The sequence below is a fragment of the Gottschalkiaceae bacterium SANA genome, assembly GCA_036323355.1.
Taxonomy (GTDB): Bacteria; Bacillota; Clostridia; order Tissierellales; family GPF-1; genus GPF-1.
Genome location: AP028876.1, coordinates 1,904,817 through 1,930,755 on the forward strand (window position 1 = coordinate 1,904,817; position 25,939 = coordinate 1,930,755).

33 protein-coding genes are annotated in these 25,939 nt (G+C 40.5%); all 33 read right to left on the minus strand.

Annotation, left to right across the window (positions count from 1 at the left end):
* Positions 1-7 precede the first annotated feature (7 nt).
* The 33 genes from AC25CA_RS08985 to AC25CA_RS09145 all read right to left on the minus strand — a co-directional run bounded on the left by AC25CA_RS08985 (position 8) and on the right by AC25CA_RS09145 (position 25,937).
* Positions 8-601, minus strand: a complete 594-nt coding sequence (locus tag AC25CA_RS08985) for a site-2 protease family protein (protein WP_486813516.1) — start codon at positions 599-601, stop codon at positions 8-10.
* A complete protein-coding gene (locus tag AC25CA_RS08990) occupies positions 598-1,134 on the minus strand; it encodes an NUDIX hydrolase (protein WP_486813517.1) in 537 nt (178 codons plus the stop codon). The genes AC25CA_RS08985 and AC25CA_RS08990 overlap by 4 nt, the downstream gene beginning before the upstream one ends.
* Positions 1,112-2,812, minus strand: coding sequence for a DNA repair protein RecN (locus AC25CA_RS08995; RefSeq protein ID WP_486813518.1), 1,701 nt, complete (start codon positions 2,810-2,812; stop codon positions 1,112-1,114). The genes AC25CA_RS08990 and AC25CA_RS08995 overlap by 23 nt, the downstream gene beginning before the upstream one ends.
* A 9-nt stretch (positions 2,813-2,821) precedes the next feature.
* A complete protein-coding gene (argR, locus tag AC25CA_RS09000) occupies positions 2,822-3,277 on the minus strand; it encodes an arginine repressor (RefSeq protein WP_486813519.1) in 456 nt (151 codons plus the stop codon).
* Positions 3,274-4,071 (minus strand): TlyA family RNA methyltransferase, encoded by a 798-nt coding sequence (locus AC25CA_RS09005; protein WP_486813520.1) that lies wholly within the window; start codon positions 4,069-4,071, stop codon positions 3,274-3,276. Before AC25CA_RS09005 ends, argR begins: the two co-directional genes overlap by 4 nt.
* Positions 4,071-4,637 (minus strand): hypothetical protein, encoded by a 567-nt coding sequence (locus AC25CA_RS09010; RefSeq protein WP_486813521.1) that lies wholly within the window; start codon positions 4,635-4,637, stop codon positions 4,071-4,073. Before AC25CA_RS09010 ends, AC25CA_RS09005 begins: the two co-directional genes overlap by 1 nt.
* Before the next feature lie 9 nt (positions 4,638-4,646).
* Entirely contained in the window at positions 4,647-4,784 is a 138-nt protein-coding gene (locus AC25CA_RS09015; RefSeq protein WP_486813522.1) for a hypothetical protein, read from the minus strand.
* Between the two features lie 478 nt (positions 4,785-5,262).
* Entirely contained in the window at positions 5,263-6,123 is an 861-nt protein-coding gene (locus tag AC25CA_RS09020) for a polyprenyl synthetase family protein (protein WP_486813523.1), read from the minus strand.
* Positions 6,120-6,329 carry a hypothetical protein gene (locus tag AC25CA_RS09025; RefSeq protein WP_486813524.1) on the minus strand — a complete coding sequence of 70 codons (210 nt, stop codon included), beginning with the start codon at positions 6,327-6,329 and terminating at the stop codon, positions 6,120-6,122. The genes AC25CA_RS09020 and AC25CA_RS09025 overlap by 4 nt, the downstream gene beginning before the upstream one ends.
* Complete coding sequence (gene xseA / locus AC25CA_RS09030; RefSeq protein WP_486813525.1) at positions 6,316-7,488, minus strand: exodeoxyribonuclease VII large subunit; 1,173 nt, start codon at positions 7,486-7,488, stop codon at positions 6,316-6,318. The genes AC25CA_RS09025 and xseA overlap by 14 nt, the downstream gene beginning before the upstream one ends.
* Positions 7,469-8,428 (minus strand): tRNA (adenosine(37)-N6)-threonylcarbamoyltransferase complex transferase subunit TsaD, encoded by a 960-nt coding sequence (locus AC25CA_RS09035; RefSeq protein ID WP_486813526.1) that lies wholly within the window; start codon positions 8,426-8,428, stop codon positions 7,469-7,471. The genes xseA and AC25CA_RS09035 overlap by 20 nt, the downstream gene beginning before the upstream one ends.
* On the minus strand, positions 8,400-8,840 hold the full coding sequence (gene nusB / locus AC25CA_RS09040) for a transcription antitermination factor NusB (RefSeq protein WP_486813527.1): 441 nt from the start codon (positions 8,838-8,840) through the stop codon (positions 8,400-8,402). The genes AC25CA_RS09035 and nusB overlap by 29 nt, the downstream gene beginning before the upstream one ends.
* Before the next feature lie 50 nt (positions 8,841-8,890).
* A complete protein-coding gene (locus AC25CA_RS09045) occupies positions 8,891-9,241 on the minus strand; it encodes an Asp23/Gls24 family envelope stress response protein (protein WP_486813528.1) in 351 nt (116 codons plus the stop codon).
* A gap of 86 nt (positions 9,242-9,327) precedes the next feature.
* On the minus strand, positions 9,328-9,885 hold the full coding sequence (gene efp, locus AC25CA_RS09050) for an elongation factor P (RefSeq protein ID WP_486813529.1): 558 nt from the start codon (positions 9,883-9,885) through the stop codon (positions 9,328-9,330).
* A gap of 66 nt (positions 9,886-9,951) precedes the next feature.
* Entirely contained in the window at positions 9,952-10,476 is a 525-nt protein-coding gene (locus AC25CA_RS09055; RefSeq protein ID WP_486813530.1) for a shikimate kinase, read from the minus strand.
* An 11-nt stretch (positions 10,477-10,487) separates the two neighbouring features.
* Positions 10,488-10,967 carry a pilus assembly FimT family protein gene (locus AC25CA_RS09060; RefSeq protein ID WP_486813531.1) on the minus strand — a complete coding sequence of 160 codons (480 nt, stop codon included), beginning with the start codon at positions 10,965-10,967 and terminating at the stop codon, positions 10,488-10,490.
* A complete protein-coding gene (locus tag AC25CA_RS09065) occupies positions 10,964-11,497 on the minus strand; it encodes a prepilin-type N-terminal cleavage/methylation domain-containing protein (protein WP_486813532.1) in 534 nt (177 codons plus the stop codon). Before AC25CA_RS09065 ends, AC25CA_RS09060 begins: the two co-directional genes overlap by 4 nt.
* A 26-nt stretch (positions 11,498-11,523) precedes the next feature.
* Positions 11,524-12,093 carry a type II secretion system protein gene (locus AC25CA_RS09070; RefSeq protein WP_486813533.1) on the minus strand — a complete coding sequence of 190 codons (570 nt, stop codon included), beginning with the start codon at positions 12,091-12,093 and terminating at the stop codon, positions 11,524-11,526.
* A 15-nt stretch (positions 12,094-12,108) separates the two neighbouring features.
* A complete protein-coding gene (locus tag AC25CA_RS09075) occupies positions 12,109-12,744 on the minus strand; it encodes a hypothetical protein (protein ID WP_486813534.1) in 636 nt (211 codons plus the stop codon).
* The gene (locus tag AC25CA_RS09080) at positions 12,744-13,193 is read right to left on the minus strand and encodes a type IV pilus modification PilV family protein (RefSeq protein ID WP_486813535.1); all 450 of its coding nucleotides are present in this window, start codon (positions 13,191-13,193) and stop codon (positions 12,744-12,746) included. Before AC25CA_RS09080 ends, AC25CA_RS09075 begins: the two co-directional genes overlap by 1 nt.
* 11 nt (positions 13,194-13,204) lie before the next feature.
* Complete coding sequence (locus AC25CA_RS09085; protein ID WP_486813536.1) at positions 13,205-13,843, minus strand: hypothetical protein; 639 nt, start codon at positions 13,841-13,843, stop codon at positions 13,205-13,207.
* Positions 13,830-14,384: a PilN domain-containing protein gene (locus AC25CA_RS09090; RefSeq protein WP_486813537.1), complete on the minus strand. Its 555-nt coding sequence runs from the start codon at positions 14,382-14,384 to the stop codon at positions 13,830-13,832. The genes AC25CA_RS09085 and AC25CA_RS09090 overlap by 14 nt, the downstream gene beginning before the upstream one ends.
* Positions 14,385-14,388: 4 nt before the next feature.
* Positions 14,389-15,384 (minus strand): type IV pilus biogenesis protein PilM, encoded by a 996-nt coding sequence (pilM, locus tag AC25CA_RS09095; RefSeq protein ID WP_486813538.1) that lies wholly within the window; start codon positions 15,382-15,384, stop codon positions 14,389-14,391.
* A gap of 16 nt (positions 15,385-15,400) precedes the next feature.
* Complete coding sequence (locus AC25CA_RS09100; protein WP_486813539.1) at positions 15,401-16,153, minus strand: prepilin peptidase; 753 nt, start codon at positions 16,151-16,153, stop codon at positions 15,401-15,403.
* A gap of 12 nt (positions 16,154-16,165) precedes the next feature.
* The gene (locus AC25CA_RS09105) at positions 16,166-17,371 is read right to left on the minus strand and encodes a type II secretion system F family protein (RefSeq protein ID WP_486813540.1); all 1,206 of its coding nucleotides are present in this window, start codon (positions 17,369-17,371) and stop codon (positions 16,166-16,168) included.
* A gap of 18 nt (positions 17,372-17,389) precedes the next feature.
* Entirely contained in the window at positions 17,390-18,418 is a 1,029-nt protein-coding gene (locus AC25CA_RS09110) for a type IV pilus twitching motility protein PilT (protein WP_486813541.1), read from the minus strand.
* An 11-nt stretch (positions 18,419-18,429) separates the two neighbouring features.
* Positions 18,430-20,115, minus strand: coding sequence for a GspE/PulE family protein (locus tag AC25CA_RS09115; RefSeq protein ID WP_486813542.1), 1,686 nt, complete (start codon positions 20,113-20,115; stop codon positions 18,430-18,432).
* An 85-nt stretch (positions 20,116-20,200) separates the two neighbouring features.
* Positions 20,201-20,710: a YqeG family HAD IIIA-type phosphatase gene (locus AC25CA_RS09120; protein ID WP_486813543.1), complete on the minus strand. Its 510-nt coding sequence runs from the start codon at positions 20,708-20,710 to the stop codon at positions 20,201-20,203.
* A 1-nt stretch (position 20,711) separates the two neighbouring features.
* Positions 20,712-21,335, minus strand: a complete 624-nt coding sequence (udk, locus tag AC25CA_RS09125) for a uridine kinase (RefSeq protein ID WP_486813544.1) — start codon at positions 21,333-21,335, stop codon at positions 20,712-20,714.
* Positions 21,332-22,564: a peptidase U32 family protein gene (locus AC25CA_RS09130; RefSeq protein ID WP_486813545.1), complete on the minus strand. Its 1,233-nt coding sequence runs from the start codon at positions 22,562-22,564 to the stop codon at positions 21,332-21,334. The genes udk and AC25CA_RS09130 overlap by 4 nt, the downstream gene beginning before the upstream one ends.
* Positions 22,565-22,566: 2 nt before the next feature.
* Entirely contained in the window at positions 22,567-23,184 is a 618-nt protein-coding gene (locus tag AC25CA_RS09135) for an O-methyltransferase (RefSeq protein ID WP_486813546.1), read from the minus strand.
* A complete protein-coding gene (gene mltG / locus AC25CA_RS09140; RefSeq protein WP_486813547.1) occupies positions 23,184-24,197 on the minus strand; it encodes an endolytic transglycosylase MltG in 1,014 nt (337 codons plus the stop codon). The genes AC25CA_RS09135 and mltG overlap by 1 nt, the downstream gene beginning before the upstream one ends.
* 75 nt (positions 24,198-24,272) lie before the next feature.
* Positions 24,273-25,937, minus strand: coding sequence for a ribonuclease J (locus tag AC25CA_RS09145; RefSeq protein ID WP_486813548.1), 1,665 nt, complete (start codon positions 25,935-25,937; stop codon positions 24,273-24,275).
* Positions 25,938-25,939 lie beyond the last annotated feature (2 nt).

Here is a 25,939-nt window from a genome sequence, read left to right on the forward strand (position 1 = left end):
CACATCCTTAATAAATTAAGTTCATATATCCCATTACCAGAGGACCCATCACTTTAGAGATTGCATTGGTCATAATGGCAATCAATAAAAAGATATACAGGTATCGCTGATTCCGGTACATCCAAAATTCCATCTTCGTTGGCAAAAGACTCATCAAGATCTTAGAACCATCCAAGGGAGGAAAAGGCAGGAGATTAAAGAAACCCAAGCCCAAGTTGACATAGATTAAAAATAAAATGGTATCTAGAGAAAAGGCGTTGGTTGGGAAGTAGACTTTCAAGCCCAACAATAAAATAGTTGCTAGTCCAAGATTGACCAAGGGACCTGCCAAAGAAACCAAAATTGTATCGCGTTTTCGATGGGCAAACAAACTTGGGTTGATGGGTACAGGTTTTGCCCAACCAAATCGAAGAAACAGCATGCACAGAGCGCCCACTGGATCGATATGATGAATGGGATTCAAGCTGAGACGTCCGCTTCTTCGTGCTGTATCGTCTCCTAGCCAATCTGCCATCTGACCATGGGCATATTCGTGAATACTGATGGTAAATAATACGGCAATTGCATTTAATATCCACTGAAATATCGATGCAGTCGTCATTTGATCAATCCTTTCTGCTTGGCAATGAAATATGCACAGATCGTTTTCGCATCATGAAGTTCCCCGCGCAGGATTCTTGATTCGAATTCGCTACATTCCATCCAGATCACTTCTACACATTCATCCTCATCAAGATCCTGTGCGCCACGTGATTGAATCTCATCAGCAAAATAGAGCTGAATTTTTTCATCGGTATAGCCGACAGATGGATAAATTTTTCCTAGATCCGTCATGGATTCGACAATAATGCCCGTTTCTTCACGCAACTCTCTTGCGGCGCAAATCGAGCTTTCTTCCTGAAAATCCAATTTCCCAGCAGGAATTTCAAGAATCATTTGATCCATCGCTTTTCTATATTGTTGAACCAAAAGGATTTGCCCCTGATCAACAAGCAAAATTCCAACACCACCCGGATGTTCAATAATTTCGCGCTTGGAATACTTTTGATCCGCCAATTCAACGGTATCAACACGCAATTTAATGATTTTCCCGTCATATATTTTTTTCGAACTAATGGTTACTTCTTGCTTCATAGTCAATTTGTTCCTTTCTCTTCTCTGCATAAATAATCATTTCTTTTGCATACTCATGGCCAGAACGGGACGTTTCCTCACCCGATACCAATTGAGAAAGAGCGGTAATTCGCTCTTCGCCTCTTCGTTGAACGGCTTGGGTATACACTTGGTCCAGATCCGTTGTCTTTTGAAGCTGATAATAATGATCGGCAAAAGCAGCAATCTGAGGCTGATGCGTCACGCAAATCACCTGATGTTTCCGGCCTAAATCATGTAATACTTCCGCAACTCTTAAGGCAGCCTTCCCACTCAAGCCTGAATCAATTTCATCAAAAACCATGGTATCAGTTGTACCCGATTCCCCCTGGCATATTAATAGCGCCAAAAGAATTCGAGAAGCTTCTCCACCTGAAGCAATTTTTCTCAATGGCATCAGGCTTGAACCAAGATTCGTACGAATAAAAAACTCAATTTCATCGTATCCAGAAACATTCAATTCAGAGCGTTGCGCCACTTGAACCTCAAAACAAGCATCGCGCATTTCCAAGCCTTGAATTTGCTCCGTAATCAAGGTGGAAATCAACTGAGCTACTCGCTGTCGTTCCTGTGTTAAACGTTTAGCAGCCGCTTCCGTATTGGATTTGGCTTTTTGGCAATTGTCGAGCAGTTGACTTTTCTTTTCTGCCGCTTCCTTAAAATCAAACAATTGCTCTTGAATTCCACGAAGATAGATCAAGAGATCCGATAGATTCATATCGTATTTTCGAGTCAAATCATAATAGACTTGTAGTCGGTTCTCAATAACTTCCAATCGCTGCGGATTCAATTCAAGATCGAGTACAAGCTCGTTTATTGTTGCGCCCACCTCCAAAAAGGATTCTGTTATCACCGCTATTTCCGGTATAAAAGGCGTCAGTTTTTCATAATAACCCGCCAAAACCTCAAGGTCTTGGTGAAGCCCTTCTGTCAACTCAATCAAATGATCGCTTCCATGAATCCGATCCAGCACTTGCTGACCCCGTTTCACAATTTCTTTTCCATTTTCCAAAACACGCAATTCCTCTTCCAACTCGTGAAGTTCTTCCTCACTCAGGTTAGCGGAATTCAATTCTTCTTCTTGAAACTTCAAAAAGCTTTCTTCCTTGGCAGATATCAAATTAGATTGAAACATTTGATAAACTTGCAAGGTTTCTTGATAGAAATCCCATTGCTTCATATAATTTCGTATTGCATTCTGCAATTTATAATCGTTGTAGGCATCCAAATACAACGGATGATAAGACTTTTTCATTAGGTCTACACTTTGATTTTGAGCATGCAAGAGGATTAAAGGACGAAATAATTCTCGTAAAAACCCCACTGTAATGTGCCGATGATTGAGTAAAATGCGTGAGGAACCCGTTCGATAGATTTGACGAAAGACAATCAAGCTTTCAATATCTTCCCATCCTTGATCCATCAAGACTTGCTGAATAGACTGAGGAATTTGATCCAGAACCATCTCCACAGATGCATATTCTTTTCCGTCGCGTATCATGCTACGATCAGCGCGCAAACCTGTCAACCATGCAAAGGCTTCAAGAAAAATCGATTTGCCCGCTCCCGTTTCACCGGTTAAAATGTTTAATCCTGTCCCCAACGATAGTTGCAGATCTGCAATCGTAGCGAGGTTTTGTATGCGGATGTCTTTGATCATTTCACTCTCCTATTTTTCAATAATTTTATGAAATTCATCCTTAATTCCCTCCATATCCGCTTGATCGGATATGGCAATAAAAACGGTATCGTCACCAGCAATTGTACCAATGATTTCTTGTAGGTCCAAAACATCAATCGCAGAGGCTGTAATGGAAGCAGCGCCAGAAATGGTTTTAATAATAATCATTCGTCCAGAGGAATTGATCGCCAAAACAGAATTCTTGAAAATATTCGTCAATCTCTCCCGCAGAGCGTCGAAGTTAGCCTCCATCGTTGCATACTTATAGCGTCCATTTCTCGTCAAGGCCTTGATTAAACCCAATTCTTTCAAATCCCTCGACACCGTCGCCTGGGTAATCGAAAATCCATCTCGTTTCAAAAGTGCTGACAATTCTTCTTGTGTCTCAATTTCATGAAGCTTGATTAGTTTTAATATATGACTCTGTCTCGCATACTTTCTCATTTCTTTTCCCCCTTTTGATAAGCGTCAATTACGATTTTCTCTATCTCTTCAGCTGCTAATGAATCATTTTTATCTTCTTCAATATGCAAAAGGAACTCAACGTTCCCCTTTTTCCCTTGAATGGGAGAAGGAACCATCCCATGTAGATAATAGTGCTTAGCTTCCAATTCAAGAATTAATCGGCACAGACTTTGAAGCACAACCTTTGGATTTCTAACAATGCCACCCTTGGAAAGGGCTTTCTTCTCTGTCTCAAATTGCGGCTTGAACAAAAACAGAAACACTGCATCTTGTTCGGACAATCTTAATACATCCGCCCAAATTTTCCGAATTGAAATAAAGGAAACATCTGCCACAACAACATTCGGTTTCGTTCTCAACTCAATGGGGTCTATTGATCGAATATCTCGATTTTCCATCACTTGAACGCTCGCATTACACCTTAGGGAATCGTTCAATTGACAATCTCCCACATCAATCGCATAGACGTATTTCGCGCCATGATTCAAAAGGCATTGAGTAAAACCGCCTGTTGAAGCACCGACATCCATACACACTTGATCGTGTATCGATACGTCAAATTCTTGTAGTGCAGCTTCGAGTTTTAATCCTCCACGACTTACAAAGGGAATGGAATTGCGGCTTTCTTCAATTCGATCCCCTTGGTGAATGGAACGGCTGGGTTTTTTTATCACACGCCCATTCACGGTAAAATCGCCATTCTTTATTCTTTGAACAGCCCTTGAACGACTGATTTCTTCAAACAATTCAGTTATTGCTATATCAAAACGCATTATTTCTTCTTTCCCTTCTTAAGATCCTTCATTATACGAATATGAAATCGTTCATCTAAAATCTGTAGGATCCGAGCAACCTCTAAAACAATTTCCTTGTGACGAGATAAAGCTAACTCTTTCCCAAATGCCTTTCCACCTACGGTCATTGCAGCAAGAACACCGCTGAACACCACAGAAAGCCAAAATAAATCTTGTTCTGGAAAGCGTGAAACAACACGAAAGATAATAGAAGCACCTGCAGCACCACTAATAATTCCGCAAATATCCCCAATAACATCATTGCAGAAATTCGATACTTGGCTTGCATTGCGCACCAATAAAACCGCATACTTCGCCCGATAGTTTCCCTTCGCCGACATGGCGTGAAAGGGTTTTTCGGAGCTCGCGGCCACCGCTATTCCAATGGTATCAAAAACAACCCCTACAAATACAATGAAAAACAGAATCAAGAAAGCCAAAACAAGATACGCTCGGCTGATGACCTGATCTGAAACAAGGCTCGTAAAGATTGCTAGTATAAATGTTATCAATATAGTTTTATAGATCCAATTATATCGTTTCATATGACTCCTTTAAAAAAGCTGATAGCATAGGCTACCAGCTAATAGATGGAGGGTTAATGGTAAATTTTGCGGCTTAGGTCCAGCAGGATTTCCCAAACGAAAACTGCCTGTCGCCATAGCAGCGGTTCCCCTTTCATTTCGTTTCATCCGCGTCGCCACAAGAAGAGCTGGATCACCACTTAGGCCACACTGCAATCCCAATAACCACGAAGTCTAGGAGTTTTCCTCTACAACCTCTGCGTATCCTTATCCGCTTTTGCAGAAAGGGTTTCAATAGCAAAGCGTTTTGTCTCTTGGCCTTCGAGCCAAAACACCGATCTATTATCCACCGTTCCCACTCATGGCAGGCTACGCTGCAGCGAGTTTACACTCTCTGCAGGTGTTATCTTATTACGCTTCCATAATAAGTCTCCACGGAGGTAGGGTCATCGCCCGCATGCCATTGCAGATCGCCCCATCCTCCTTACTCCCAGAATCTCCCCCCGACTGGGCGTCAGAAGAATCAACCAGGAACTTCATCGATATGCCCTTTGACGGATTTTTGGCCCCGCCTTCAGGATACGTTCAGTTGACTAGAATACTTTTCCATCAATTTATTATAGCATGAACTTGTTTTTTGGACAAATTAACATCGCCGATTTAATAATTCTTTTACAATGGTTTGTAATTCTTGATGATTTGCAAAGGATGATAGGAGCTTGTCTGCTTGTTTAAAGAGTTCTTGGATGGTTTCCCGAGTCCGTTCAACCCCATATACTTTCAAAAAGGTTAGTTTTTCATTCTTATCATCAGAGCCAATGGGTTTTCCCAACTCTTCTTCAGTTGAGAAGACATCCAAAAGATCATCCTGCAGTTGAAATGCGTAGCCGATCACTTCACCCAAAGATTTCAGGGTTTCACATTCTTCCTCGCTTGCCCCCCCCACGATACCGCCAACTTCCAAGGCTGTTCGAATCAGGGATGCAGTTTTCTTTTGATGGATAAAAATTAAATCGTTTTCATCTGCTTCTTTTCCTTCAAAGAGGAGATCTGCTGATTGACCACCGATCATCCCCTGGATCCCCGAAGCAGTAAAAAGAGAATGCGCCGCCCTCAAAACTATTTTCGCATCTTCAGCTGATAATCCAGCTTCAATGACAAGCTCAATTGCCTGGTTTAACAAGCCGTCTCCAGCCAAAATCGCATTCGCCTCTCCATGGGCAATATGGCAAGAAGGACGTCCACGTCTCAAGTCATCATCATCCATTGCTGGCAGATCGTCATGGATCAAAGAATAGGTATGAATCATTTCGAGGGCCGCCGCATAGGGATATACCACTTCTTCTTGATCTTGGAACAAACGATAGGCTGCAACCATCAAAGCGGGACGGATACGCTTGCCACCCGCCAATAAACTATAGCGCATAGCATCGATCACAGGTGCTTCATAAGACGATCGTTGTAGAATTGACTCTGATAAAAAGACTTCAAACTTTTCTTTGTTCATCCCTCTGTATCCTCCGTATCCAAAAAGATCGTGTGGATTTCTCTTTTGGCTGTATCTAAGATCTGATTCCCCTCGTGAGTCAACGCTTTTAATTGCTTTGCTTTTTCCATCATGGTACTTAAATCCATGCTTTCATTTTCTTTTAGTTGTCGATTCAATTGCTCAATTTCCTTGAATATTTCATCGAAACGTTTATAGCTTTCCATCTTGTTCCTCCTCAGCTAGAAGAATTTTTTGACTTGTATGTAAACCATGGAGTTGATAAACCCCAGGCAAGAGTGCTTGATCATTCCTTGCATATTGTCCTTCTTCGTTTTGAATAAAAAAACGAAACGACTCCCATTGTTTTGACAAGGAGACTTCAGTTTCCCGAGAATCGGCAAGGAATCGATTCCATGTATCCAGTTGATTGAGACACTCGCGAAAGATACGATTGCGTCGGTTTGAAAATGCCAAACTCAGTTTCCCGATTCGCTGTTCGATTTCTCGTGCCATAAGCCGTTGGCTTTTCGATTGTAAGGATTCAATTTCTTTCAAATAAAAAGTAATTTCAACCCTTGCTTTCCATTCCTCTTCAACCAAACGTTGACGAACTTGTAAAATTGTTGGGACCGCTAGCTCTGCAGCTCCCGTGGGTGTAGAAGCACGTGCATCGGCTGCAAATTCAGCAAAGGTCCAATCCTTTTCATGCCCAACTGCTGCAATCACTGGGACTTTTGACTGAAATACCGATTCAACCACGCCCATGTTGTCAAAGACCTCCAGATCGCTCGTATCTCCGCCTCCACGCGTTAGAATCACACAGTCTACCTTTTGCCTTGCGATACGTCGAAACGCCATCTGGATAGCTTCAGCCGCTTGTTCCCCCTGAACCAATACCGGAACCACCACCAATTCCACAAAAGGATAGCGCCGTTCTATATTCTTGCGCACATCGTCGATGGCAGCGCCATCCTTCGATGTAATCAAACCAATTTTTGTCGGATACTTTTTCAAGCTTCGCTGATTGATAAAAAGGCCCTTTTTTTTCATTTCTTCAAATTGCAAATTTCGTTGAATGGCCCGCTCTTCTTTTTTTGACATTTCAACCGATTCAACATGGAGGCGCAGGGTTCCCCGTTTGCTGTAATACCGTACAGCCCCGGTTACAATGTATTCATTCCCCTCAACCATCTTCTCTTCAATCGCTTGAAACGAAACACAGGCCAACATTGCATTTTCATCTTTCAAATGAAAAAAAGACCACTGATTCGTCTGCCTCAGATTGGCCAGTTCTCCAACAACGCGAATTTTTCTAAGTACAGGGTCCGTTCGCAAATGTTCTTCGATATAGTAATTGATCTGACTAACCTGTAAAGGATTCATTGAATTCCCTCCATGCATACCAGGCGCATCCCAATGCATGATCCGCCGAATAGTCACCTCGCACAAAAAGCAAGGAAAGATCAAGATCTTTCAAAAGTCTTTGGAGCGTCTCTCGAATATATGTACTTTCTGCAACGCCGCCAACCAAAATAATTCTACGTCGATTCCTTTTCTTCGCTTCGTACCGAATCATTTCTGCCAAACTTTTAGATATATGACTAAAAAGCGTTGCAGCAATGGTCTCGGACTCTTCTTGATCTATCATCTTGTTTTGAAACCAGGTCTCAATACCAGATAAATTCCACCAATCGTCATCGCGGTGAATTCGACTTTTCGTCTTCAAAGGTGTCCCTTGAATTGCCAATCGATCAAGCCATGGACCAGCGGGAAACTCACCATGAAGAGCAACACCTATTCGATCAATCAATTGACCGAAACTAATGTCCTTGCTACCGCCAATCAAATTTGCACCCCATTCATTCCAATGGTTCAAATCCAAAATTTCTGTTGTTCCGCCCGATAAATGAAACACCAAACAAGGCTCAGGGGCAACGCGTTCAAAAAAATCAGCCGCATATAGGTGATTCATTTGATGAGAAATTTGTACAAGCGGCGCATGATAAATTGCAGCCAGCGATTTTGCAAATGCCATGCCAGCCTCGAATACCGGCATATAGGATTCTTTTGCATCCCTCGGTTTTGACGATACGGCGATCCCTGCTACTTTTCCATTCTGAAGGACTTTTGCTGCATCTTCAATCAGACAAGGTAAATTTTGTATATGCTGAAAAAGGGCTTCCTGTTGCCGAAGCCCTCGTTTTCCTTCAGGAACCCTCAAAATCTTTTTTTCTGCAAAAAGGATTTGTTGATTCTCATCAAGCACAAGCAGTGAAGTTGTATATGCACTTGTATCAATCCCCAGAAAGAGTCTCTTCTGCATACCCGTTCCCCTTCACAAAGCCTGCCAATACTCCATTGATAAATTTCGAAGATCCCTCTCCACCATATTTCTTGGCCAATTCGATCGCCTCATTGATTACGACTGCATAGGGCGCGTCATCACGCTCCGAAAGTTCATAAGCCGCAACAAGCAATAAACTGCCGTCCACCTTGGTCAATCGATCGAAGGTCCAATTTTCCAAATAGGCTTCATAGCTATATTGAATATCATAACGACGTTCTAAAATCCATTGATAAGCCTGAAGCAAACGTTCCTGATCTTTCTCTTTCACTTTTGTATCCATTTCTTCCTGGCATGACAAGATTAATTGAGAAAAATCAGCTTCCTTCACCTCAAAAAAACCGCTGTATACCAAACGAAACAATAACTCACGAAAATGTATAGCTTTCATAACCTTCTCCTCCACAAAACAAACCCCCTGATTCCTCAGAGGGTTTCACGTTACTCTTTGGTTTCAATCGCAACATCGCACACATGGACAACGACTTCTGCAACACGCAAATCCGTCATCGTTTCAACGATTTCTTTGATATGCTCTTGCAAATCAATTGCGATTCCTTGAATCTTCTTTTCGGATTCCACAACAACATAGGTCTCGATGAACACAGAATCGCCTTCGATTTTCACCTCTACACCTTGTTCCAATTTATTTCCGAAAATTCGTTTGGTCCAATCGGAATACATCCCGACCACGCCTTCTACTTCATTGGCAGCGATCCCAGCAATAATGCTGATGACATTATCCACGATTTTTACTTCACCTATATTTTGATCTACTTGATCGATTGTCATGATTAGCCCTCCAACTCTTTGCTATGGGACTATTATATCAAATGCCTACTGAAAAATACAGACTAACTCATGTCTAAGGCATTTGTTTACGCTCTGGATAAATAACTCCCTGTTCTTGTGTCCACTTTAATCTTATCGCCAACATTAACAAAAAGTGGAACTTGAACGATCGCACCCGTTTCACAGGTTGCCGGCTTGGTTGCTCCAGTCGCTGTATTTCCCTTCACTCCCGGATCCGCTTCTGTTACTTCTAGCTCTACAAAGTTCGGCGGCTCAACTTGGAATGCTCGTCCATCATGGAATTTCATTGTTGCGTTATCATTTTCCTTGATGTATTTAATCGCTTCTTCCACTTGTTCATAATTCAATGGAATTTGCTCGAATGAAACCACATCCATAAAATAATACAACTCCCCGTCATTATAAAGGTATTGCATATCTTTCGTTTCAATCATTGCCTTTTCAAATTTCTCAGTTGGATTGAAAGTTTCTTCTCTAATAGATCCTGTCTTCAAGTTTTTAATGGTTGTTCGAACAAAAGCAGCACCCTTCCCAGGCTTTACATGAAGAAAATCCACAATAACGTAAATGTCATTATTTCGTATAAATGTTAATCCTTTTTTAAAATCACCAGCAGAAATCATAATTTCCCTCCTAAATTCTTAAATCATCAATGCTTATTCTACCATACAAATAGGCCTAGAAACAAGTTATTTCCGCCGTTCCAAGTCCCAATAATACAAGATTTCCTCAACTACGTCCGAATGCGCTTTTTGTCCAACATAAATTCGGTAATCAGCAGCTCCCTCATACAAGGGTCTTCGCTTGTCGAGCATATCGCATACGACCGATTGCCAGTTCTCTCTCATTAGCAATGGACGCTTGATGTAGGCATTCTCCAACCGATATATCAAATTCTCCGATGTGTTTTCCAAAAGGAAAACAACACCATGCTTTTTAAGCAATTCCAAATTCTTTGGGTTCAACACGGTTCCACCACCCGTCGAAATCACTGCTTTTTTATAACGATGTACCCGTCGAATGGTGTTATGCTCCAAGTTTCGAAAATACTTTTCGCCGTTTTGATCAAAGATTTGAGGAATTGTCCGTTTTTCACGCGCTTCGATCAGAAGATCAGTATCCACAAATTCATATCCAATTTGTTTTGCTACCCTTCTGCCATTGGTGGTTTTTCCCGTTCCCATGAAACCGACTAATATGATATTTGATTTCATTTTGCCTCCCCTTATCCCTCTTTCTTATAAAGATATATGCGATTTGTCCATACGTCAACTGTGATCTTTCTTTGATATAACTTTTCTTCATCGAAAAAGGTCAAGGTGCCAGGCATTCCCAATGTCAAATTCGGGTCAAATCGTATTGTTCTCCCCATATTCGATTGGATCCATAAGTGGTCAGGAAGCTCTACTTTCTTAATCGTCTCCCACTTCGGATACTGTTCCCGACAATCCATTTCTTTAATAAGAACTGTTCGATACCCTCCTAGGTCATTAACAAAATCATAGTTGTAAAACACCATTTGATACAAGGACTCAGTACGATAGGTATACTCTCTCAAACTGATCATTTCACGGTAAAACCCTTGTACAAAAGAATCATATTTCATCGTATTAATGGGAATCCGAGGAGTCGCCATAGACAATATAATCCCCAAAATCGCAAGGGTGATCAATAATTCCACTAGGGTAAATCCACGGCGCCTCATCCCAAGTTCCTCATGGCAAAATATAGATCATAGGCTTTTTCCAAACCTCCCTCTTCAAAAATCAAAAAGAGATGAAGAAGAGGCGTACCCTGGTGATCCTCTCTCTCAATCCACGTACATTGTGCGTTTATCACATGATTGGAAAGAGCTTTCTTCACATGTACATAGCCATCCGTCACATCCCAAAGCTGCAAAGTTCTCCCCTCTTGCACAAATCGAATGGTCTTCCATCCTGTACATCCAAGAATTGAGCACTTATTTTCATAATATGAAAAATCAATAGCAGAGATTGGCATTTTGGTTTCCTTGGAATGGATCGAAACCGCTTCAACCGGAAAAATTGTCTCAAATAAGAATTCAGAGACATATCTTTCTTCGTCTTCAATACAAATTCGCTCTGCTATGCCATTCGTGATTTGATTCTCTACGACAATGATTTGAACCAAAACCACAAGAAAAACCCCGACAACTGCCAGCGTAACCAACAGTTCGATCAGGGTAAATCCAATTATTCGGGTATTCGCTTTCATTTCGTTTTTTCACTTCCTTATCCTTGTTAGTTGAATTGTAAATTCCTCAAGTGATAAAAAAGATCATATTGTTTCGTAATCCCATCATGTAAGTAATTGATCTTCACTTTTACCAGACTCACCACACGGCGATCCTGGGACAATCTTTTATAGAAGGTTACCACCGGGTCAATGTTGGCCAGGTGTTTCGCGATAGATGGGTTAGTTGTATCACTACCGACTACTTTTTTCATGACTAACTCATTATCGTTTTTTTCAAAACTAATCGTAGCAATTTCATCGATATCATTACTTGTATCGTTCTCATATTTTAGTTTTATCGTTTCTAGATTGATATCCTTATTGAAATTTGTCGAAGGAAAGGTTGTATCTGTCATATCAACATCATTCACTAAAATCCGTTCCGCTTTAACGAACTCCTGAATAATGCGATCATTCACGTCCTTATTTTCTGCGCTCAACACCAAATAAGCATCCACATCACGAATGATGGCATACTGAGAAGACATCATGGAGATGATAAAGGTCATAATCACCCCGACAATGACGAGGGTTACCAGCAATTCAATTAAGGTAAAGCCATCATTTTTTTTCATAATCCTCATTCTCCATTATAGTGAATTTGAATAATTCAATTCTTTGGATTTTATTAAGGTTGTAATCCCTTCAAAATCTCCTGCAAAAGGGATTTCATATCTCGTCGATATCAATCTTTTCGCATTTTCCCCTGAAACCTCAATTATTACAATCACTGAATATACGTCATCGCTTGTATCAGAAGTATTATTATCATCCAGCACAACGTTAAAAGCGGTGTCTTTATCTTCTTCGCCCAAATCAACAGGGTCATAAATCATCATTAATACATCATTAATACTAGTTTCACCTAAGAAGTTTTCAGTACTTGGAAAAATTAGGTATCGATCATCCGAATCATCCGAATCATCATAAATCATTTTCATATCTTTAGATATGAAAGCATCCCTATAATGATTAAGTTGAGTTCTAATGAAAGCTTTGTCGTATTCGGAATTTTGCGACAAATCTTCCAAAAGACAAAAATCAATAGTGTCCGCAATCCCCTCAGCTAAGTATAATGCTTTTTCTTGCTCCGCTTCAATTGCGGCAAATTTGATATTTTGCGTATTGAAGCGCAAAAGAGAGGCAACAATTAAAACCACGGCGCTCATCATGACAATCAACAAAAGAAGAACTGCACCCTCTTCATTCTTTCGATTTCTCTTCATCACAATTCCTCCACGCTTTTGATCGTCATCAAGATCACTTTCCGATCCTCATCTTTACTCTTGGCAATGACCGCAATTTGATAAAGGACCTTACGGTTATTGTCACCTTCCCCCAGTCGATACGCCCCAATAGCATATTGATATTCTGTTCCCACAGAACGAAAAGTTGTCGTGTTACCGTCTTTATCATCGATCCAATCTTGATAGGCAGAATCGTCTGTATAGACATAGTTAGCCGTCATCACCGAATACATCTCGGTGACAGATTCAGCCGCCATGACCAATTCCATCTGATTTTGCACAATAATATTTAGATCAGTAACGGTTCTATCGATTTGCTCCGCACGCTTCACTGAATAAAGATAGGAGAAGGTAGAAACGATAACGATCGACAACAAACCCAAAGCGAGTAAAACTTCAATTAGTGTAAAGCCTGACCGTTTTGACATATCATCATCCCCTAAACGTCGGTCTCATTCAGCAACACATACAAAGTTGTTTCCAGATTCACCGTATAATCCGATCCATCTAAATCATCTTCAGGCTTATCTAGGTCAACAACATTAATATTTACAGATTTTAAATTCAAGTGCAAAGATTCGATCAAATTGACCAATTGATCGTAATTGCAAGTCAACTCTGTATAGAATTTAATCTTCCCAATCGATAAGTTTGGATTTGTGGTCTCTTCTTTAACAAGATCTGTAAAATTGATGTACTCATACTCAAGATCAACAGAACTAAATGCATTGTTTACATCACGCACAATCAGCGTTTGACTGGATTGAATATACCATTGGTCCGAATTTAATTCAATCTGATCAATCTCTTGAAAATACTGTTCTTCCAAAATTCCTTGTTCAGCAATTCTCTGATTAATCTGATCCAAGGTCTGTTGAGAAGTTTCCTTTACAGCCCTCAATTCTTTCAATTCCGTGCTCTTTGGCATATAAAACAAAACAAAGAGCAGCAAGACCAAAACAAGCGGAAGATATTGCAATAGATTTTTAGATTGCTGCGAAAGAGGGGCACGTTTTTTTGTTTCTACCTGATCCTTGTTCTCATTGGTTTTTTTCTTGAAAAGGTTATTTATCTTCATCGTCGCCGCCCTCTAGTTCACAATTGATATTTGCCACATACTCGCCAAGATCCGTCCGCGCAATATTATCGACTTGAATCATATCAAAAAAATCACTTGAATCGAGATTACTCTGAAAAATAAACAATTCTGTTTCGTCTGTGGTTCTCGCCTGCATATATACATTCTTGCCGTTTAACCGGAACTCATCCAACTGGATTCCATCAGCCATTAATTGGCGCGTATTTTTTAACACATTGGCATTAATCAAGAAATAACCGTCCAATCGTGTTGATACATCAAGTATCGTTGTATTCAGAGCACTTGCATTGGCAATATCCGTTTCACTCAAAAAAGTTTCCTGCATGGCCTGGGCTGTTTCGATCATGCGGTCAAGTTGAACAATCTCTTCTTCTGTATTCTTGATGTTTGTTCGAACCAATATATAAAGCATAATCATCGCAAAAACGGTTACGCCATACAACCCCATAAGGAAGAAACGTCTCTGATTGCTTTTCTTATGCTTTTTTAAGTTGATTGAGAAAAAGTTAATATCATACATGAACTCACCTCCCAGTTCGACGACCTGATTGAACCTCAATAGCGGCTCCGATCATCGGTAGAAAAAGATTGGATTTAGTTTGATTGGTCACATTCGAAATGGTGTGAATCGTCTTCGCAGGAACCAAAAGACTCTCTTCAAACAATTCATCAAGATTCTCATCTTGTGTAGCTTGACCCATTAGCAGAATATTGGAGATGCTTTTATTCTTCTTATGTGTCAAATAAAAGCGAAATGTATTCTGTACCGTATCGAATTGCTGATAAATTCGATCTGCCAGCGGTCGCTCATCAGTAGCGTCCAAAAGGATTTTTCGATTCAGATCAACATTGCCATCACTAATAAAGTAAAGATTGATTCGATTAAAGTCAATATCAAAAACAGCAAAGGTTTGATCCCGACGAATCGGTATATTATTAAAAGACTGTACCGCCATAATTTGTTTGTTTAGCGCATTGGAATTTATATCCAAACGAACCGGTTTCAACCCCAATCCGCCTACCAGATCCCAAATATCTTGATAAAGCGTTTTTGATAGGATAACAGTAGACATGACATGTTTCTTAACCTCACCATCAATTTGATCAACCAATTTATACTGAATATGATATTCCGACGTGTCAATTAAAAGCGATTCCTTGATTTCATAGGCAACAACAGAGTCCATTAGTTTCTTCTCAACTTGGGGAATTTGAACATCCCGCGTTAATACCAAACTATTTTCCAAAGAAAGTGCCAATTTTTTTGACTTTGGTTTCAATTCTTTGATCGCCTTTTCTAATTCCACTTTAAGCATTTCTGCTTTTAAAATGTTCGACTTGTCCATCACCTCTTCATCAAATCCGAAGCTTCTCACTCCACGGACTGTGAATTCACATTGAATGTGCTCAACCACACTTTCATTCATCGTTACATGACCGAAAGTTGATCGATAGTCGATGACTCGAAAATAATTTGAACCGAGTTCGATTCCAATCCAATCTTGATTCTTATTCGCCACTTTCCTCACCCTCTCTTTATAGATTAAACCATTGAAAATACCAACTCATTATAGGATCTGCAAAAAAAATACTAAAAATTGCTGCTATCGAGATAAAAGGTCCAAAAGGGATTTTATCTTTCCTTGTTTTCACCTTCGTTGCCAATAAAATGACTGACAAAATTGCTCCGATCACAATCGAAAAAAGCAAAACAAACAATCCATTTTTTAAACCAAACCAAAGACCTAAGACAGCAAACATTTTCGTGTCTCCCATGCCCATCCCATTGGTTAATACTACGATAAGTAATATGGATAAACCACATACTGCAAAACCTAACAATTCAGTTCGATAACTCTGAGTCAATCCCATCTTAACAATAGCAAGGATTGCAATCCCAATATTAAATTCATCAGGAATAATCATCTCTTTGTAGTCTACAATAAAAATTACAATTAAGAATGAAAACAGCATCCAATTTAAAACAACTAAAGCAAACTCGATTCCGCTTGTGGGTTGCATAAACATCCAAATCAAAGCAAATCCAAATCCCGTTATCGCTTCAACCAAGGGGTATTGCCAGGAAATTTTTTCCTCACAATAACGACATGACCCTTTCATCATTAAAAAACTAAAAACGGGAATTAAATCCAGAGATCCCAATCGATGATCGCACCTCGGACAATGAGAAGGTGGAAACAATAAACTTTCTTCTCTTGGTACACGATAGGCAACCACGTTCAAAAAAGATCCAATAATCAAGCCTAATACTCCTGTCAATATCGTCATCTGTCGCTCCTTCTACATGATTTGTTCAAACATCCCAAACATCGGAAGTAGCATGGCTATAACAATGGTTCCAACCATACCTGCAACCAATATAAGCATTGCCGGTTCCAACATCTGCGTAAATTTCTTTAAAGCGAAATCCACTTCTTCCTCAAAATACAAGGCTGTATCATCCAGAATAGTATCCAGTGCACCAGATTCTTCACCAATCCTCACCATCAGCGACAGCATTTCTGGGAATTGAGAAATAGCACCCAATTTTGCAGACAATCGATGTCCACGTTTAATATCATCTTGCACCTTCATCAACTGTTCTTGAAAGACCACATTTTTCAAAACTGAAGCAGATTGACCCAATGCTTCCACGATATCCAGCCCGCTTGCTAATAATGTCGATAGGGTTCTAGTAAAAAGAGCTGTCTTTGAACCAATATAGACATGTTTGTAACCTGGAATTCTTGTCTTTAATTGATCAATGAAAAAGTGCCCTCCCTTGGTTTTTTGAATGGCACGGCCACCAAAAAACAGGACGATCAACACACCCAATAGAATATACCAGTAATTCTTCAAAAAATCACCCATGGCAACAACTGCAGCCGTTAAGCCCGGTAGCTCGGCGTTGTTTTGAGAAAAAATCTCAACAAAGGTCGGCATGACAAACGTTAAAATGAATACCAATACCGAAACCGCAACGCCAACGACAATTAACGGATATCGCGTCGCATTGGCCAACTTTCGATTCAATTCAGTTTCCTTTTCATACTGTATCGCAAGGCGTTCAAAAATGATATCCAATTGCCCACTCTGTTCACCAGCTGAAATCATATTGGTATAAAAGGCATCGAAGTATTTTGGAAATTTTGACATTGCTTTTGACATATAAAAACCCTTTTGAACATCGTCCGCAATTTTTCTCAACGCTTGGGCAAAGGATTTATTTTTTGTCTGACGTGCATAGATCTCAAGGGTATCAATAATAGGCAAACCTGCTCTAAACATGGTACTGACCTGCCGACTAAAAACAGCCAAATCCCGCTTTTTCATTTTCTTTTGACCAAAGGAAAAGGAAATCTCTTTTGATCCCCGACTCTGTTTGATCTCCAACGGCATAAGCTTCTGTTTTTCCAATTGCAAGACTGCTGCATCATGGTTTTCAGCCGAGAGGACGCCTTCTATTACATTGCCATTCTGTAATGCACTATATTTAAAATTCGCCATAAGCTCACCCTTTTCCCATTAATCCATAAAGAACCGTTCGAAAGTTTCGCGATCAATTTTTCCACTTTGATTCATCTGAGTCAAATACTGATTAAACGTTTTCATCCCTAGTCCCGCATTGGTTTGAATCATATTATTGATTTGATGCGTTTTCCCTTCACGGATTAGATTTCGAATTGCATTGTTTGCAATCATAATTTCCAAAGCTGGAATCAATCCATTATGTTGGGCATTGGGCAGCAAACGCTGCGAAATAACAGAGATCAATACATTGGCCAATTGAATTCGAATTTGCTGTTGTTGATCGGGAGGAAATACATCCACAATCCGATCAATCGTTTTTGCTGATCCCATGGTATGCAAGGTGGAAAAAACCAAGTGACCCGTTTCAGCCGCTACAAGCGCGGTCGTAATGGTTTCCAAGTCACGCATCTCGCCAACAAGGATAACATCGGGGTCCTGACGAAGTGCAGCCCGCAAGCTATTTGCGAAACTAATTGTGTCATCTCCCAATTCCCTTTGGTTGACAATGCAGCTATGATGTTGATGAATATACTCAATAGGATCTTCAATGGTAACAATATGCCCACGTTTTTTATGATTGATAATATCAATCATTGATGCCAGAGAGGTTGACTTACCACTCCCAGTTGGTCCCGTAACAATAATCAGTCCCTGCTCTTTCATGCATAAATCCTCTAAAGTAGCTGGAAGCGATAATTCGTCTAAGGACGGTATAGACGCATTCAACCTTCGAAGAGCAAACGCATATTTCGACTTCTGCTTGAAAGCATTAACACGATACCGCGTGCCTGATCGTGATGTGTGAGCAAAATCGCAATCGCCATTTTTTTCAAAGGTACGTTTATGCTTGTCGGATACAAAACTATTAAATAGTTCAAAGAGTAAATCGTCGTCAACAACACTTTCTGAAAGAGCCACAAGTTCTTTATTGACGCGAATTTTCGGTGGTGACCCAAAAGTAATATGCAGGTCAGATGCACGATATCGCTCAGTAAGTTCTAGTAATCGCTCAAGATAGTTCATTTGATCTCCTCCTACATACTTCCCAAGACACGGTTTAATTCATCGACACTTGTAATCCCTACTTTAATCAGTTCAATACAGCTGTCCTTAAGGGTCAAATATCCCCTACGCTTCAATAAATTTAGCATTTCATCTTCCTGCATGCCGGTATAAACCAATGACCGTGCATACTCGTCCAATAAGAAAATTTCATAAACTGCCGTTCGGCCTTCGTAACCTGTACCACCGCATTCAAAGCATCCTTTTTTTCGATACAGGGTTCTTGGTTCATCCAATTCCAAAGAGCGTACCTCAAATTCACTACTCTCATATGCCTCTTTACAATGTGGACACAATCTTCGAACCAAACGTTGTGCGATAATCCCCTTCAAAGAAGAAGCTACCATATAGGATGGAATTCCCATGTCAGTCAAACGAGTAACCGTAGACAAAGCACTGTTGGTATGGATGGTTGACAAAACCAAGTGACCCGTGATCGCAGCTTTTATGGCTATTTCCGCAGTTTCATTGTCTCGAATTTCACCCACCATGATCGTGTCTGGATCCTGTCGCAAAATAGATCGGAGTCCTTTTGCAAAGGTCATTCCAGCCTTTTCATGAACCTGTACCTGATTGATTCCATGCAGCTTATATTCCACCGGATCTTCAAGAGTAACAATATTTTTTGAAGCCGTATTCAGTTCATTGAGTATCGCATACAAGGTCGTTGTTTTACCACTTCCAGTGGGACCAGTAACAAGAATAATTCCATTTTGTCCGCTGATTAAGCGGTGAAAAGAATTAACACTTTCTTCCATTAGACCAAGTTCTTCTACACTACGAAGACTGACCGATCGGTCTAGGATACGAATAACCACCTTTTCTCCATATACAGTCGGCAGCGTCGATACACGTAGATCAATGCCCTTATTGTTGACAACCAACTCAATTCGGCCATCTTGAGGAATGCGGCGCTCTGCGATATCCATGGATGACATAATCTTAATTCGTGCAACAATAGCAGGTAGCGAAGCCAGATCAGGATGCATAATTTCACGCAAAATTCCATCTACCCTCACTCGGACCCGGACTTCACTGGCATTAGGTTCGATATGAATGTCACTGGCTTTCAGGTTAACCGCTTGGGTAATCACCGTATTGACCAATCGTACAATTGGTGCATTATCAATTGAGTTTGCCAGATCTTCTGTACTCAAGCTCTCTTGTTTCACTTCTTCAACCGAAAACTCATCCACAATTTCATCGATTGCGGATTGTGCCGTGATATTGGTGTACAATTGATTGATATACTTCATGATTTTTTCTTTTTTTGAAATTGCTACTTTAATCTCATATCCAGAAATAATATGAAGATCTTCGATTGCAAATACATTAAGTGGATCTTCCATGGTAACCGTTAATTGATTTCCATCTTTTTTCAGAGCCAATACCGTGTATTTGCGGGCAATTTTCTCTGGCACAAAATAAACAACTTCCAAGTCAAATTTGTACTTGTCTAAATTAATATAGTCGATCCCTTGCTGATAAACCAAGGTATTAATGATCTCGTTTTCCGTCACAAATCCAAGATCCTGAAGTGTTTCTCCTAATTTACCACCATTCCGTTTTTGTGTCGACAGGGCATCTTTCAATTGATCATCCGTTATAATTCCATTTTCAATTAACAAATCACCTAATCTCAGCTTATGTACACTCATTTTCTCACCCCCGTATTCAAAAAAACGGCCACAAGACCGCTATTTTGTTAGTTACATTATATTCCTTTAGGAAAACAGTGTCAATTTACCAAGATTTGTTCTTTCCATAAAGGAAGTCTTTTCTCAGAAAGCCTTCTAACTTTCGATTGATTTTCGTCTTTAATAAATCGCCTTTGGCAACGGGGTCCACCAATACTGAAAGAAAACCCAATTGATTAGCCAGCCAAACATCGGTAAATACCTGGTCACCAATAAAGACAATTTGACTTGGCAATACACCTAATTCTTGGACGATTTGACCCGTTCGATAAGGCAAAGGCTTATAGAGCTTTGAAAAGCCAGTTAACTTTGCTTCTCTACAGAACTTTTCTACCCTTTCTTTCCCATTATTAGACAATATATAAATTTCCCAACCTTCTTTCTTTCGATTTTCAACCCAATCCAAGAAATCATCTACTGGAAGTGGCTTGTCAAAGGCTGAAACTGTATTGTCAAGATCACAAAAAAGAATACGATATCCCTTTTCCCAAAATTCCGAAAAGGGAAGTTCATAAATAGATTTCATACATAGATGGGGTGTCCAGTTCTCCATCATCCTATTTCCCTTCTATAATTGATTGCACTTTTGTTACCATTAAATCGATGGCGACTTTATTATAACCACCTTCTGGGATAATTAAATCCGCATATCTTTTACTCGGTTCGACAAACTGCAAATGGGCGGGCCGCACTGTCGTCATATATTGTTCAATCACTGAATCCAAGGATCGCCCCCGATATTTCATATCCCGTTGAATACGTCGGATTACACGAACATCTGGATCGGTATCAACAAATACCTTAATATCCAACAAGTCTCGAATGCGCGGATCTTCATACAACAAAATTCCTTCTAGAATCACAATGTCCCTCGACTCAACAAGGATGGTTTCTTTTTTACGATTATGGATTTCAAAATCATAGATCGGTTTATTCACCGACTGACCCTCACTTAGCTGTTTTAAGTGTTGGATGAGCAAATCATTGTCAAAAGCCAAAGGATGGTCGTAATTGGTCTTTACGCGTTCCTCATAGGATAATTCTGATTGATCTCGATAATAAGAATCTTGCTCAATCACAGCAATGGAACTTGCTGGCATCGATTGAAATACTGCCCGTGCCACTGTGCTCTTCCCTGAGCCAGTTCCCCCGGCAATCCCAATAAAAACTGGTTTTCTCATTCTGTCATCTCCTTTGGTTTTCTTAAAAAATCTCCCGATTGAAGCGGTTCTGAAGTTTCTAGACGAATTTTCTGCTTCGGGTGTGGAGCTGACGCCATTTCCTCTCCCGATTCATTCCATATTTTTGTAACCACAAATTGGCCTGCATGATTTCCAGGGCCAAAATACTCTACCGTATCCCCTTGGGAAAACTTATTGCGCTGTTCCACCAAAACAGTGTGACCATCAAGTCTTTCAAGGACAATACCAATAAAATCATGGGTTCGAATATAATGATTGTCTTGGTATAATTGCATCTCCTCGCCATCTTTCCCAAACAAAAATCCACTTGTGAAATCACGATGACTGACTTTACGCAACTCATCCATCCATTCATCTTTACATTTATACCCAATTGGATCTGAAAGATACGCATCAATTGCCAGACGATAGGCGCGAACAATGGTTGCCACATAATATTGACTCTTCATTCTGCCCTCAATTTTCAAACTTGTCACACCTGCCTCAATATACTCCTTTAAGTAGGGCAAGAGACAAAGGTCTTTCGAGTTTAAAATATAGGTGCCCCGCTCGTCTTCTTCGACTGGAAAGTATTCATTGGGTCGCTGTTCTTCAACCAAATGATAACTCCAGCGACAAGCTTGTGCGCAGTTTCCTCGATTTGCATCTCGGCCTGTCATAAAGTTGCTCAAGAGACAACGACCAGAATATGCCATACACATGGCGCCATGAACAAAACTTTCAACTTCCATATCCTCTGGAAGTTGTTTGTTGATGCTTTTCATTTCTTCAAGCGTCACTTCTCTTGCAGTAACAATTCGTTTGACACCCTGTTGATGCCAAAATTTTGCCGCATAGGCATTCGTTGTGTTTGCCTGTGTCGATAAATGCACTTCCATTTCAGGAACACTCTGGCGAACCATCATCAAGATCCCAGGATCGGATACAATTACTGCATCGACTTCAATTCGAGCAAGATCCAGAAGATAATCTTCCAGTCCTTCAAAATCATCTTGATGCGCATAGATATTCAAGGTGACATAGACCTTCGCCTGATGCTCATGGGCAAAGACAACCCCTTCACGCATCTCTTCAATAGAGAAATTCTTCGATTGGGCACGTAGTCCAAAGCGTTGACCGCCCATATATACAGCATCCGCGCCATAAAGGACGGCTGTTTTTAATTTTTCCAAGTTTCCTGCTGGTGCCAACAATTCTAAATTCTTCATAGTTATCCCCTTTTTACAGATATCGAAATACCATCATCAATGGACAAGATTCTTGTTTCTAACTCTGGATGTTTCATCAAGGTTTCATGAAAAGCCCTCAGTTTCTTGATCATCGCTCGATACCGTTTCGGAACCTCTTCTGCTTCAACAAATCCATGAAACAGCATATTATCACAAATTATGACCCCGCCCGGACCAAGCAATTTCATGGCATCTTCAAAAAATCTGCCGTATTGCCCCTTGGCGGCATCAATAAATACAAGATCATATTCCTGTGTCATTTCAGGAATCAACTCCAAGGCGTCTCCTTGGTGCAAAAAAATCTGCTCACACAAGTCGAAATGCTGAATATTTTCCCGCGCCTCTTTCGCCCGATCTAGATCCTTTTCGATCGTATCAATTTTTGAAATTGGGCTGACCAAAGCCATACGGATTGCTGAATACCCAACCGCAGCCCCAACTTCCAAAATTCGAGTGGGTTTTAGTAAAAGCAACCAGGAATCGATCATTCTTGCCGCATCATCCAATATAATTGGTACGCGATCTGCCTTGGCCTTGTTATACAACTCTTGCATCATGAGCCGCTTGTTATCGTCCTTAATCCAATGAAAATTTTCCACTATTCCTCTCCTGCTTTCTTTCTCGCCGCGTGGGTTGCAGCCAAATGATCTTCGTAAGTCTCTGTAAATGTGTGACTCCCTGTTCCATCCAGATTAGAGGTGAAAAACAGATACGTGGTTTCAGCTGGAAATAAGGCAGCCAGAAGGGCTGTTTTACCCGGTGATCCAACAGGCCCCGGTGGAAATCCCGCATACATATAGGTATTATAAGGTGAATCAATTTCCAGATCAGCATTCAATAACCGCTCTTTTCGTTGGCCCAATACAAATTGAATCGTCGCGCAAGATTGAAGCGGCATCTTGATATCGGTGCGATTAAGAAAAACCGAAGCAATCAGAGGAAATTCCTCAGCCACTTTGCCTTCTCCTTGGATCATAGAAGCCAGTGTTGTCACCTGATTAGCCTTCGTAAAATCATCATCCGCTAAAGCACCATAAACCTGAATAAACTGACCAATCATCTTTGTGAATATTTTTGCCTCCGAATCATCTGCGAAAAACTCATAAGTTTCTGGAAACAAAATTCCTTCCAAAGAGTTGAATGCCTGCACTTCCTCTGGAAAGTCTTGACTCATCAACCATGATTCATCTCCAATAATTGCTTCATACCCTTCTTGATTGCCCAGATTATGATCCACTAAGACCTCAATGATCTCATCCAATGTGTAGCCTTCAGGAATTGTCACGCGAATCGTTTCCCGTAAAAGACCAGGTCCTTTTGTCAATCCTAGCATCAGAGCTTCTAAGGGTTGATCATTTCGCACCCGATAGGTGCCAGGGCGAAACTGACTCTCTAGACCCGTTTGCTTGGCAATATAACGAAAGGCGTATTGGCTGCGAATGATACCTGCACTTTCCAAATCCTGTGCAATTTTCACACCACCCGATCCCTCAGAAATCGTAAAGGCGGTTTCACTTCCGATTCCAGATGAAACAACAGGTTGAAATTGTAGATAAACATATCCGCCAACGCCAAGAACGATGAGCAATAAAAAAGCGAAACCCTTCTTCATCTCCTTCTCCTCCACATAGAAATAACCAGATAGCTACATCTGGTTATTTCTTCTATTTTTCTCTACTACCATTTCTTAAACATCCATGATTACTGGTAAAATCATTGGATTTCTCTTGATCTTCTCATAAATATAGTTGCGAAGGCTCTCTTTGATCTTGGCTTTAATCGTTGACCAATCTGTAATTTTCTTCGCTTCACATTCCTTCAATACCTTTGAAACAGCTTTTCGCGCACCAACCATTAAATCTTCCGATTCACGCACGTAGACAAAGCCCCTTGATACAATATCTGGACCCGAGACAGTTTTTGCCGTCTTCTTGTCTATCGTTACCACAACAACGATCAATCCATCTTCTGACAAATGTTTTCGATCCCGCAATACAATATTTCCAACATCACCAACACCAAGACCGTCAACAAGGATTTTCCCTGCCGTTACAGTCCCCGTCGTTTTCGCGCTTTTCTTTGTCAATTCCATAACGCTTCCGTTCACACCAGTTAAAATGTTTTCTTCTGGCATACCCATAGATATCGCCAAATCAGCATGCGCTTTCAAATGCACTTGTTCTCCATGAACTGGCATAAAAAACTTCGGTTGCAAGAGTGCTTGGATCAGCTTGCATTCCTCGCGGCATGCATGGCCGGAAACATGAATATCTGCATTGCGGTCATGAATAACGGTAACCCCTTTTTCCACCAACAAATTAATAATTTTTGAAATTGGTTTTTCATTTCCTGGAATTGGGCTTGCACTTAGCATTACGGTATCACCAGGAATCAGCGACATATTGCGATGCATATTAGCTGCAAGGCGAGAAAGTGCCGACATCGGTTCTCCTTGACTACCCGTTGATATGACGCAAACTTCTTCATTCGGGTATTTACCGATATCACGTAATTCGATCAGTGTGCCCTTAGGAATTTTCAAATAACCCAAGTCTATAGCAACCCCCGAAACATTTAGCATGCTTCTTCCAGAAAATGCCACCTTTCGATTAAAACGAACTGCGGCGTTAATAATTTGTTGAACCCGATGCACATTTGATGCAAAACTCGCAACAATAATTCGACCTTCAGCTTGCATGAACTGCGCTTCTAATGCCTTCCCAACCGTTGTTTCAGATTGAGTAAATCCCTCACGAATCGCATTCGTGCTATCAGCCATCAAAAGAGTAACCCCTTTTTTTCCTAGCTCAGCCAATCGAGCGAAATCCATGGGCTCGCCAATAATAGGCGTATAATCGATCTTAAAATCTCCAGTATGCACGATCACCCCTGCCGGTGTATGCAAAGCAATGGCAAAAGCATCAGGAATACTATGATTAACATTGATGAATTCTGCTTTAAATGGACCAATTGCGATGGTATCGCCTGCATGAACTCGATTCAATTCGACATCAGATAATCCATGTTCTTTTAATTTGTTTTCTACCAATCCAAGAGTCATTCTAGATCCAAAAATCGGTACGTTAATCTTCTTTAAAAAATACGGCAAAGCACCAATATGATCCTCATGACCGTGGGTCAATAAAATCCCCTTTACACGATGTTTATTTTGTTCCAAATAGGTGAAATCTGGAATAACAACATCAATACCCAGCATTTCATCTTCTGGAAAAGTCATACCAACATCGATAATGACAATCTCATTTTTACACTCAAAAACCGTTAGGTTTTTTCCAATTTCATTCATTCCCCCCAAGGGAATAATCTTTACTTTTGTCAAATTTTTTCTCACGT

What these genes read in the sequence shown, in the direction of transcription:
- AC25CA_RS08985 (WP_486813516.1), bottom strand. Translation starts at nt 601, where the DNA reads ATGACGACTGCATCGATATTTCAGTGGATATTAAATGCAATTGCCGTA.
- AC25CA_RS08990 (WP_486813517.1), bottom strand. Translation starts at nt 1,134, where the DNA reads ATGAAGCAAGAAGTAACCATTAGTTCGAAAAAAATATATGACGGGAAA.
- AC25CA_RS08995 (WP_486813518.1), bottom strand. Translation starts at nt 2,812, where the DNA reads ATGATCAAAGACATCCGCATACAAAACCTCGCTACGATTGCAGATCTG.
- argR (WP_486813519.1), bottom strand. Translation starts at nt 3,277, where the DNA reads ATGAGAAAGTATGCGAGACAGAGTCATATATTAAAACTAATCAAGCTT.
- AC25CA_RS09005 (WP_486813520.1), bottom strand. Translation starts at nt 4,071, where the DNA reads ATGCGTTTTGATATAGCAATAACTGAATTGTTTGAAGAAATCAGTCGT.
- AC25CA_RS09010 (WP_486813521.1), bottom strand. Translation starts at nt 4,637, where the DNA reads ATGAAACGATATAATTGGATCTATAAAACTATATTGATAACATTTATA.
- AC25CA_RS09015 (WP_486813522.1), bottom strand. Translation starts at nt 4,784, where the DNA reads ATGAAACGAAATGAAAGGGGAACCGCTGCTATGGCGACAGGCAGTTTT.
- AC25CA_RS09020 (WP_486813523.1), bottom strand. Translation starts at nt 6,123, where the DNA reads ATGAACAAAGAAAAGTTTGAAGTCTTTTTATCAGAGTCAATTCTACAA.
- AC25CA_RS09025 (WP_486813524.1), bottom strand. Translation starts at nt 6,329, where the DNA reads ATGGAAAGCTATAAACGTTTCGATGAAATATTCAAGGAAATTGAGCAA.
- xseA (WP_486813525.1), bottom strand. Translation starts at nt 7,488, where the DNA reads ATGAATCCTTTACAGGTTAGTCAGATCAATTACTATATCGAAGAACAT.
- AC25CA_RS09035 (WP_486813526.1), bottom strand. Translation starts at nt 8,428, where the DNA reads ATGCAGAAGAGACTCTTTCTGGGGATTGATACAAGTGCATATACAACT.
- nusB (WP_486813527.1), bottom strand. Translation starts at nt 8,840, where the DNA reads ATGAAAGCTATACATTTTCGTGAGTTATTGTTTCGTTTGGTATACAGC.
- AC25CA_RS09045 (WP_486813528.1), bottom strand. Translation starts at nt 9,241, where the DNA reads ATGACAATCGATCAAGTAGATCAAAATATAGGTGAAGTAAAAATCGTG.
- efp (WP_486813529.1), bottom strand. Translation starts at nt 9,885, where the DNA reads ATGATTTCTGCTGGTGATTTTAAAAAAGGATTAACATTTATACGAAAT.
- AC25CA_RS09055 (WP_486813530.1), bottom strand. Translation starts at nt 10,476, where the DNA reads ATGAAATCAAATATCATATTAGTCGGTTTCATGGGAACGGGAAAAACC.
- AC25CA_RS09060 (WP_486813531.1), bottom strand. Translation starts at nt 10,967, where the DNA reads ATGAGGCGCCGTGGATTTACCCTAGTGGAATTATTGATCACCCTTGCG.
- AC25CA_RS09065 (WP_486813532.1), bottom strand. Translation starts at nt 11,497, where the DNA reads ATGAAAGCGAATACCCGAATAATTGGATTTACCCTGATCGAACTGTTG.
- AC25CA_RS09070 (WP_486813533.1), bottom strand. Translation starts at nt 12,093, where the DNA reads ATGAAAAAAAATGATGGCTTTACCTTAATTGAATTGCTGGTAACCCTC.
- AC25CA_RS09075 (WP_486813534.1), bottom strand. Translation starts at nt 12,744, where the DNA reads ATGAAGAGAAATCGAAAGAATGAAGAGGGTGCAGTTCTTCTTTTGTTG.
- AC25CA_RS09080 (WP_486813535.1), bottom strand. Translation starts at nt 13,193, where the DNA reads ATGTCAAAACGGTCAGGCTTTACACTAATTGAAGTTTTACTCGCTTTG.
- AC25CA_RS09085 (WP_486813536.1), bottom strand. Translation starts at nt 13,843, where the DNA reads ATGAAGATAAATAACCTTTTCAAGAAAAAAACCAATGAGAACAAGGAT.
- AC25CA_RS09090 (WP_486813537.1), bottom strand. Translation starts at nt 14,384, where the DNA reads ATGTATGATATTAACTTTTTCTCAATCAACTTAAAAAAGCATAAGAAA.
- AC25CA_RS09100 (WP_486813539.1), bottom strand. Translation starts at nt 16,153, where the DNA reads ATGACGATATTGACAGGAGTATTAGGCTTGATTATTGGATCTTTTTTG.
- AC25CA_RS09105 (WP_486813540.1), bottom strand. Translation starts at nt 17,371, where the DNA reads ATGGCGAATTTTAAATATAGTGCATTACAGAATGGCAATGTAATAGAA.
- AC25CA_RS09110 (WP_486813541.1), bottom strand. Translation starts at nt 18,418, where the DNA reads ATGAACTATCTTGAGCGATTACTAGAACTTACTGAGCGATATCGTGCA.
- AC25CA_RS09115 (WP_486813542.1), bottom strand. Translation starts at nt 20,115, where the DNA reads ATGAGTGTACATAAGCTGAGATTAGGTGATTTGTTAATTGAAAATGGA.
- AC25CA_RS09120 (WP_486813543.1), bottom strand. Translation starts at nt 20,710, where the DNA reads ATGATGGAGAACTGGACACCCCATCTATGTATGAAATCTATTTATGAA.
- udk (WP_486813544.1), bottom strand. Translation starts at nt 21,335, where the DNA reads ATGAGAAAACCAGTTTTTATTGGGATTGCCGGGGGAACTGGCTCAGGG.
- AC25CA_RS09130 (WP_486813545.1), bottom strand. Translation starts at nt 22,564, where the DNA reads ATGAAGAATTTAGAATTGTTGGCACCAGCAGGAAACTTGGAAAAATTA.
- mltG (WP_486813547.1), bottom strand. Translation starts at nt 24,197, where the DNA reads ATGAAGAAGGGTTTCGCTTTTTTATTGCTCATCGTTCTTGGCGTTGGC.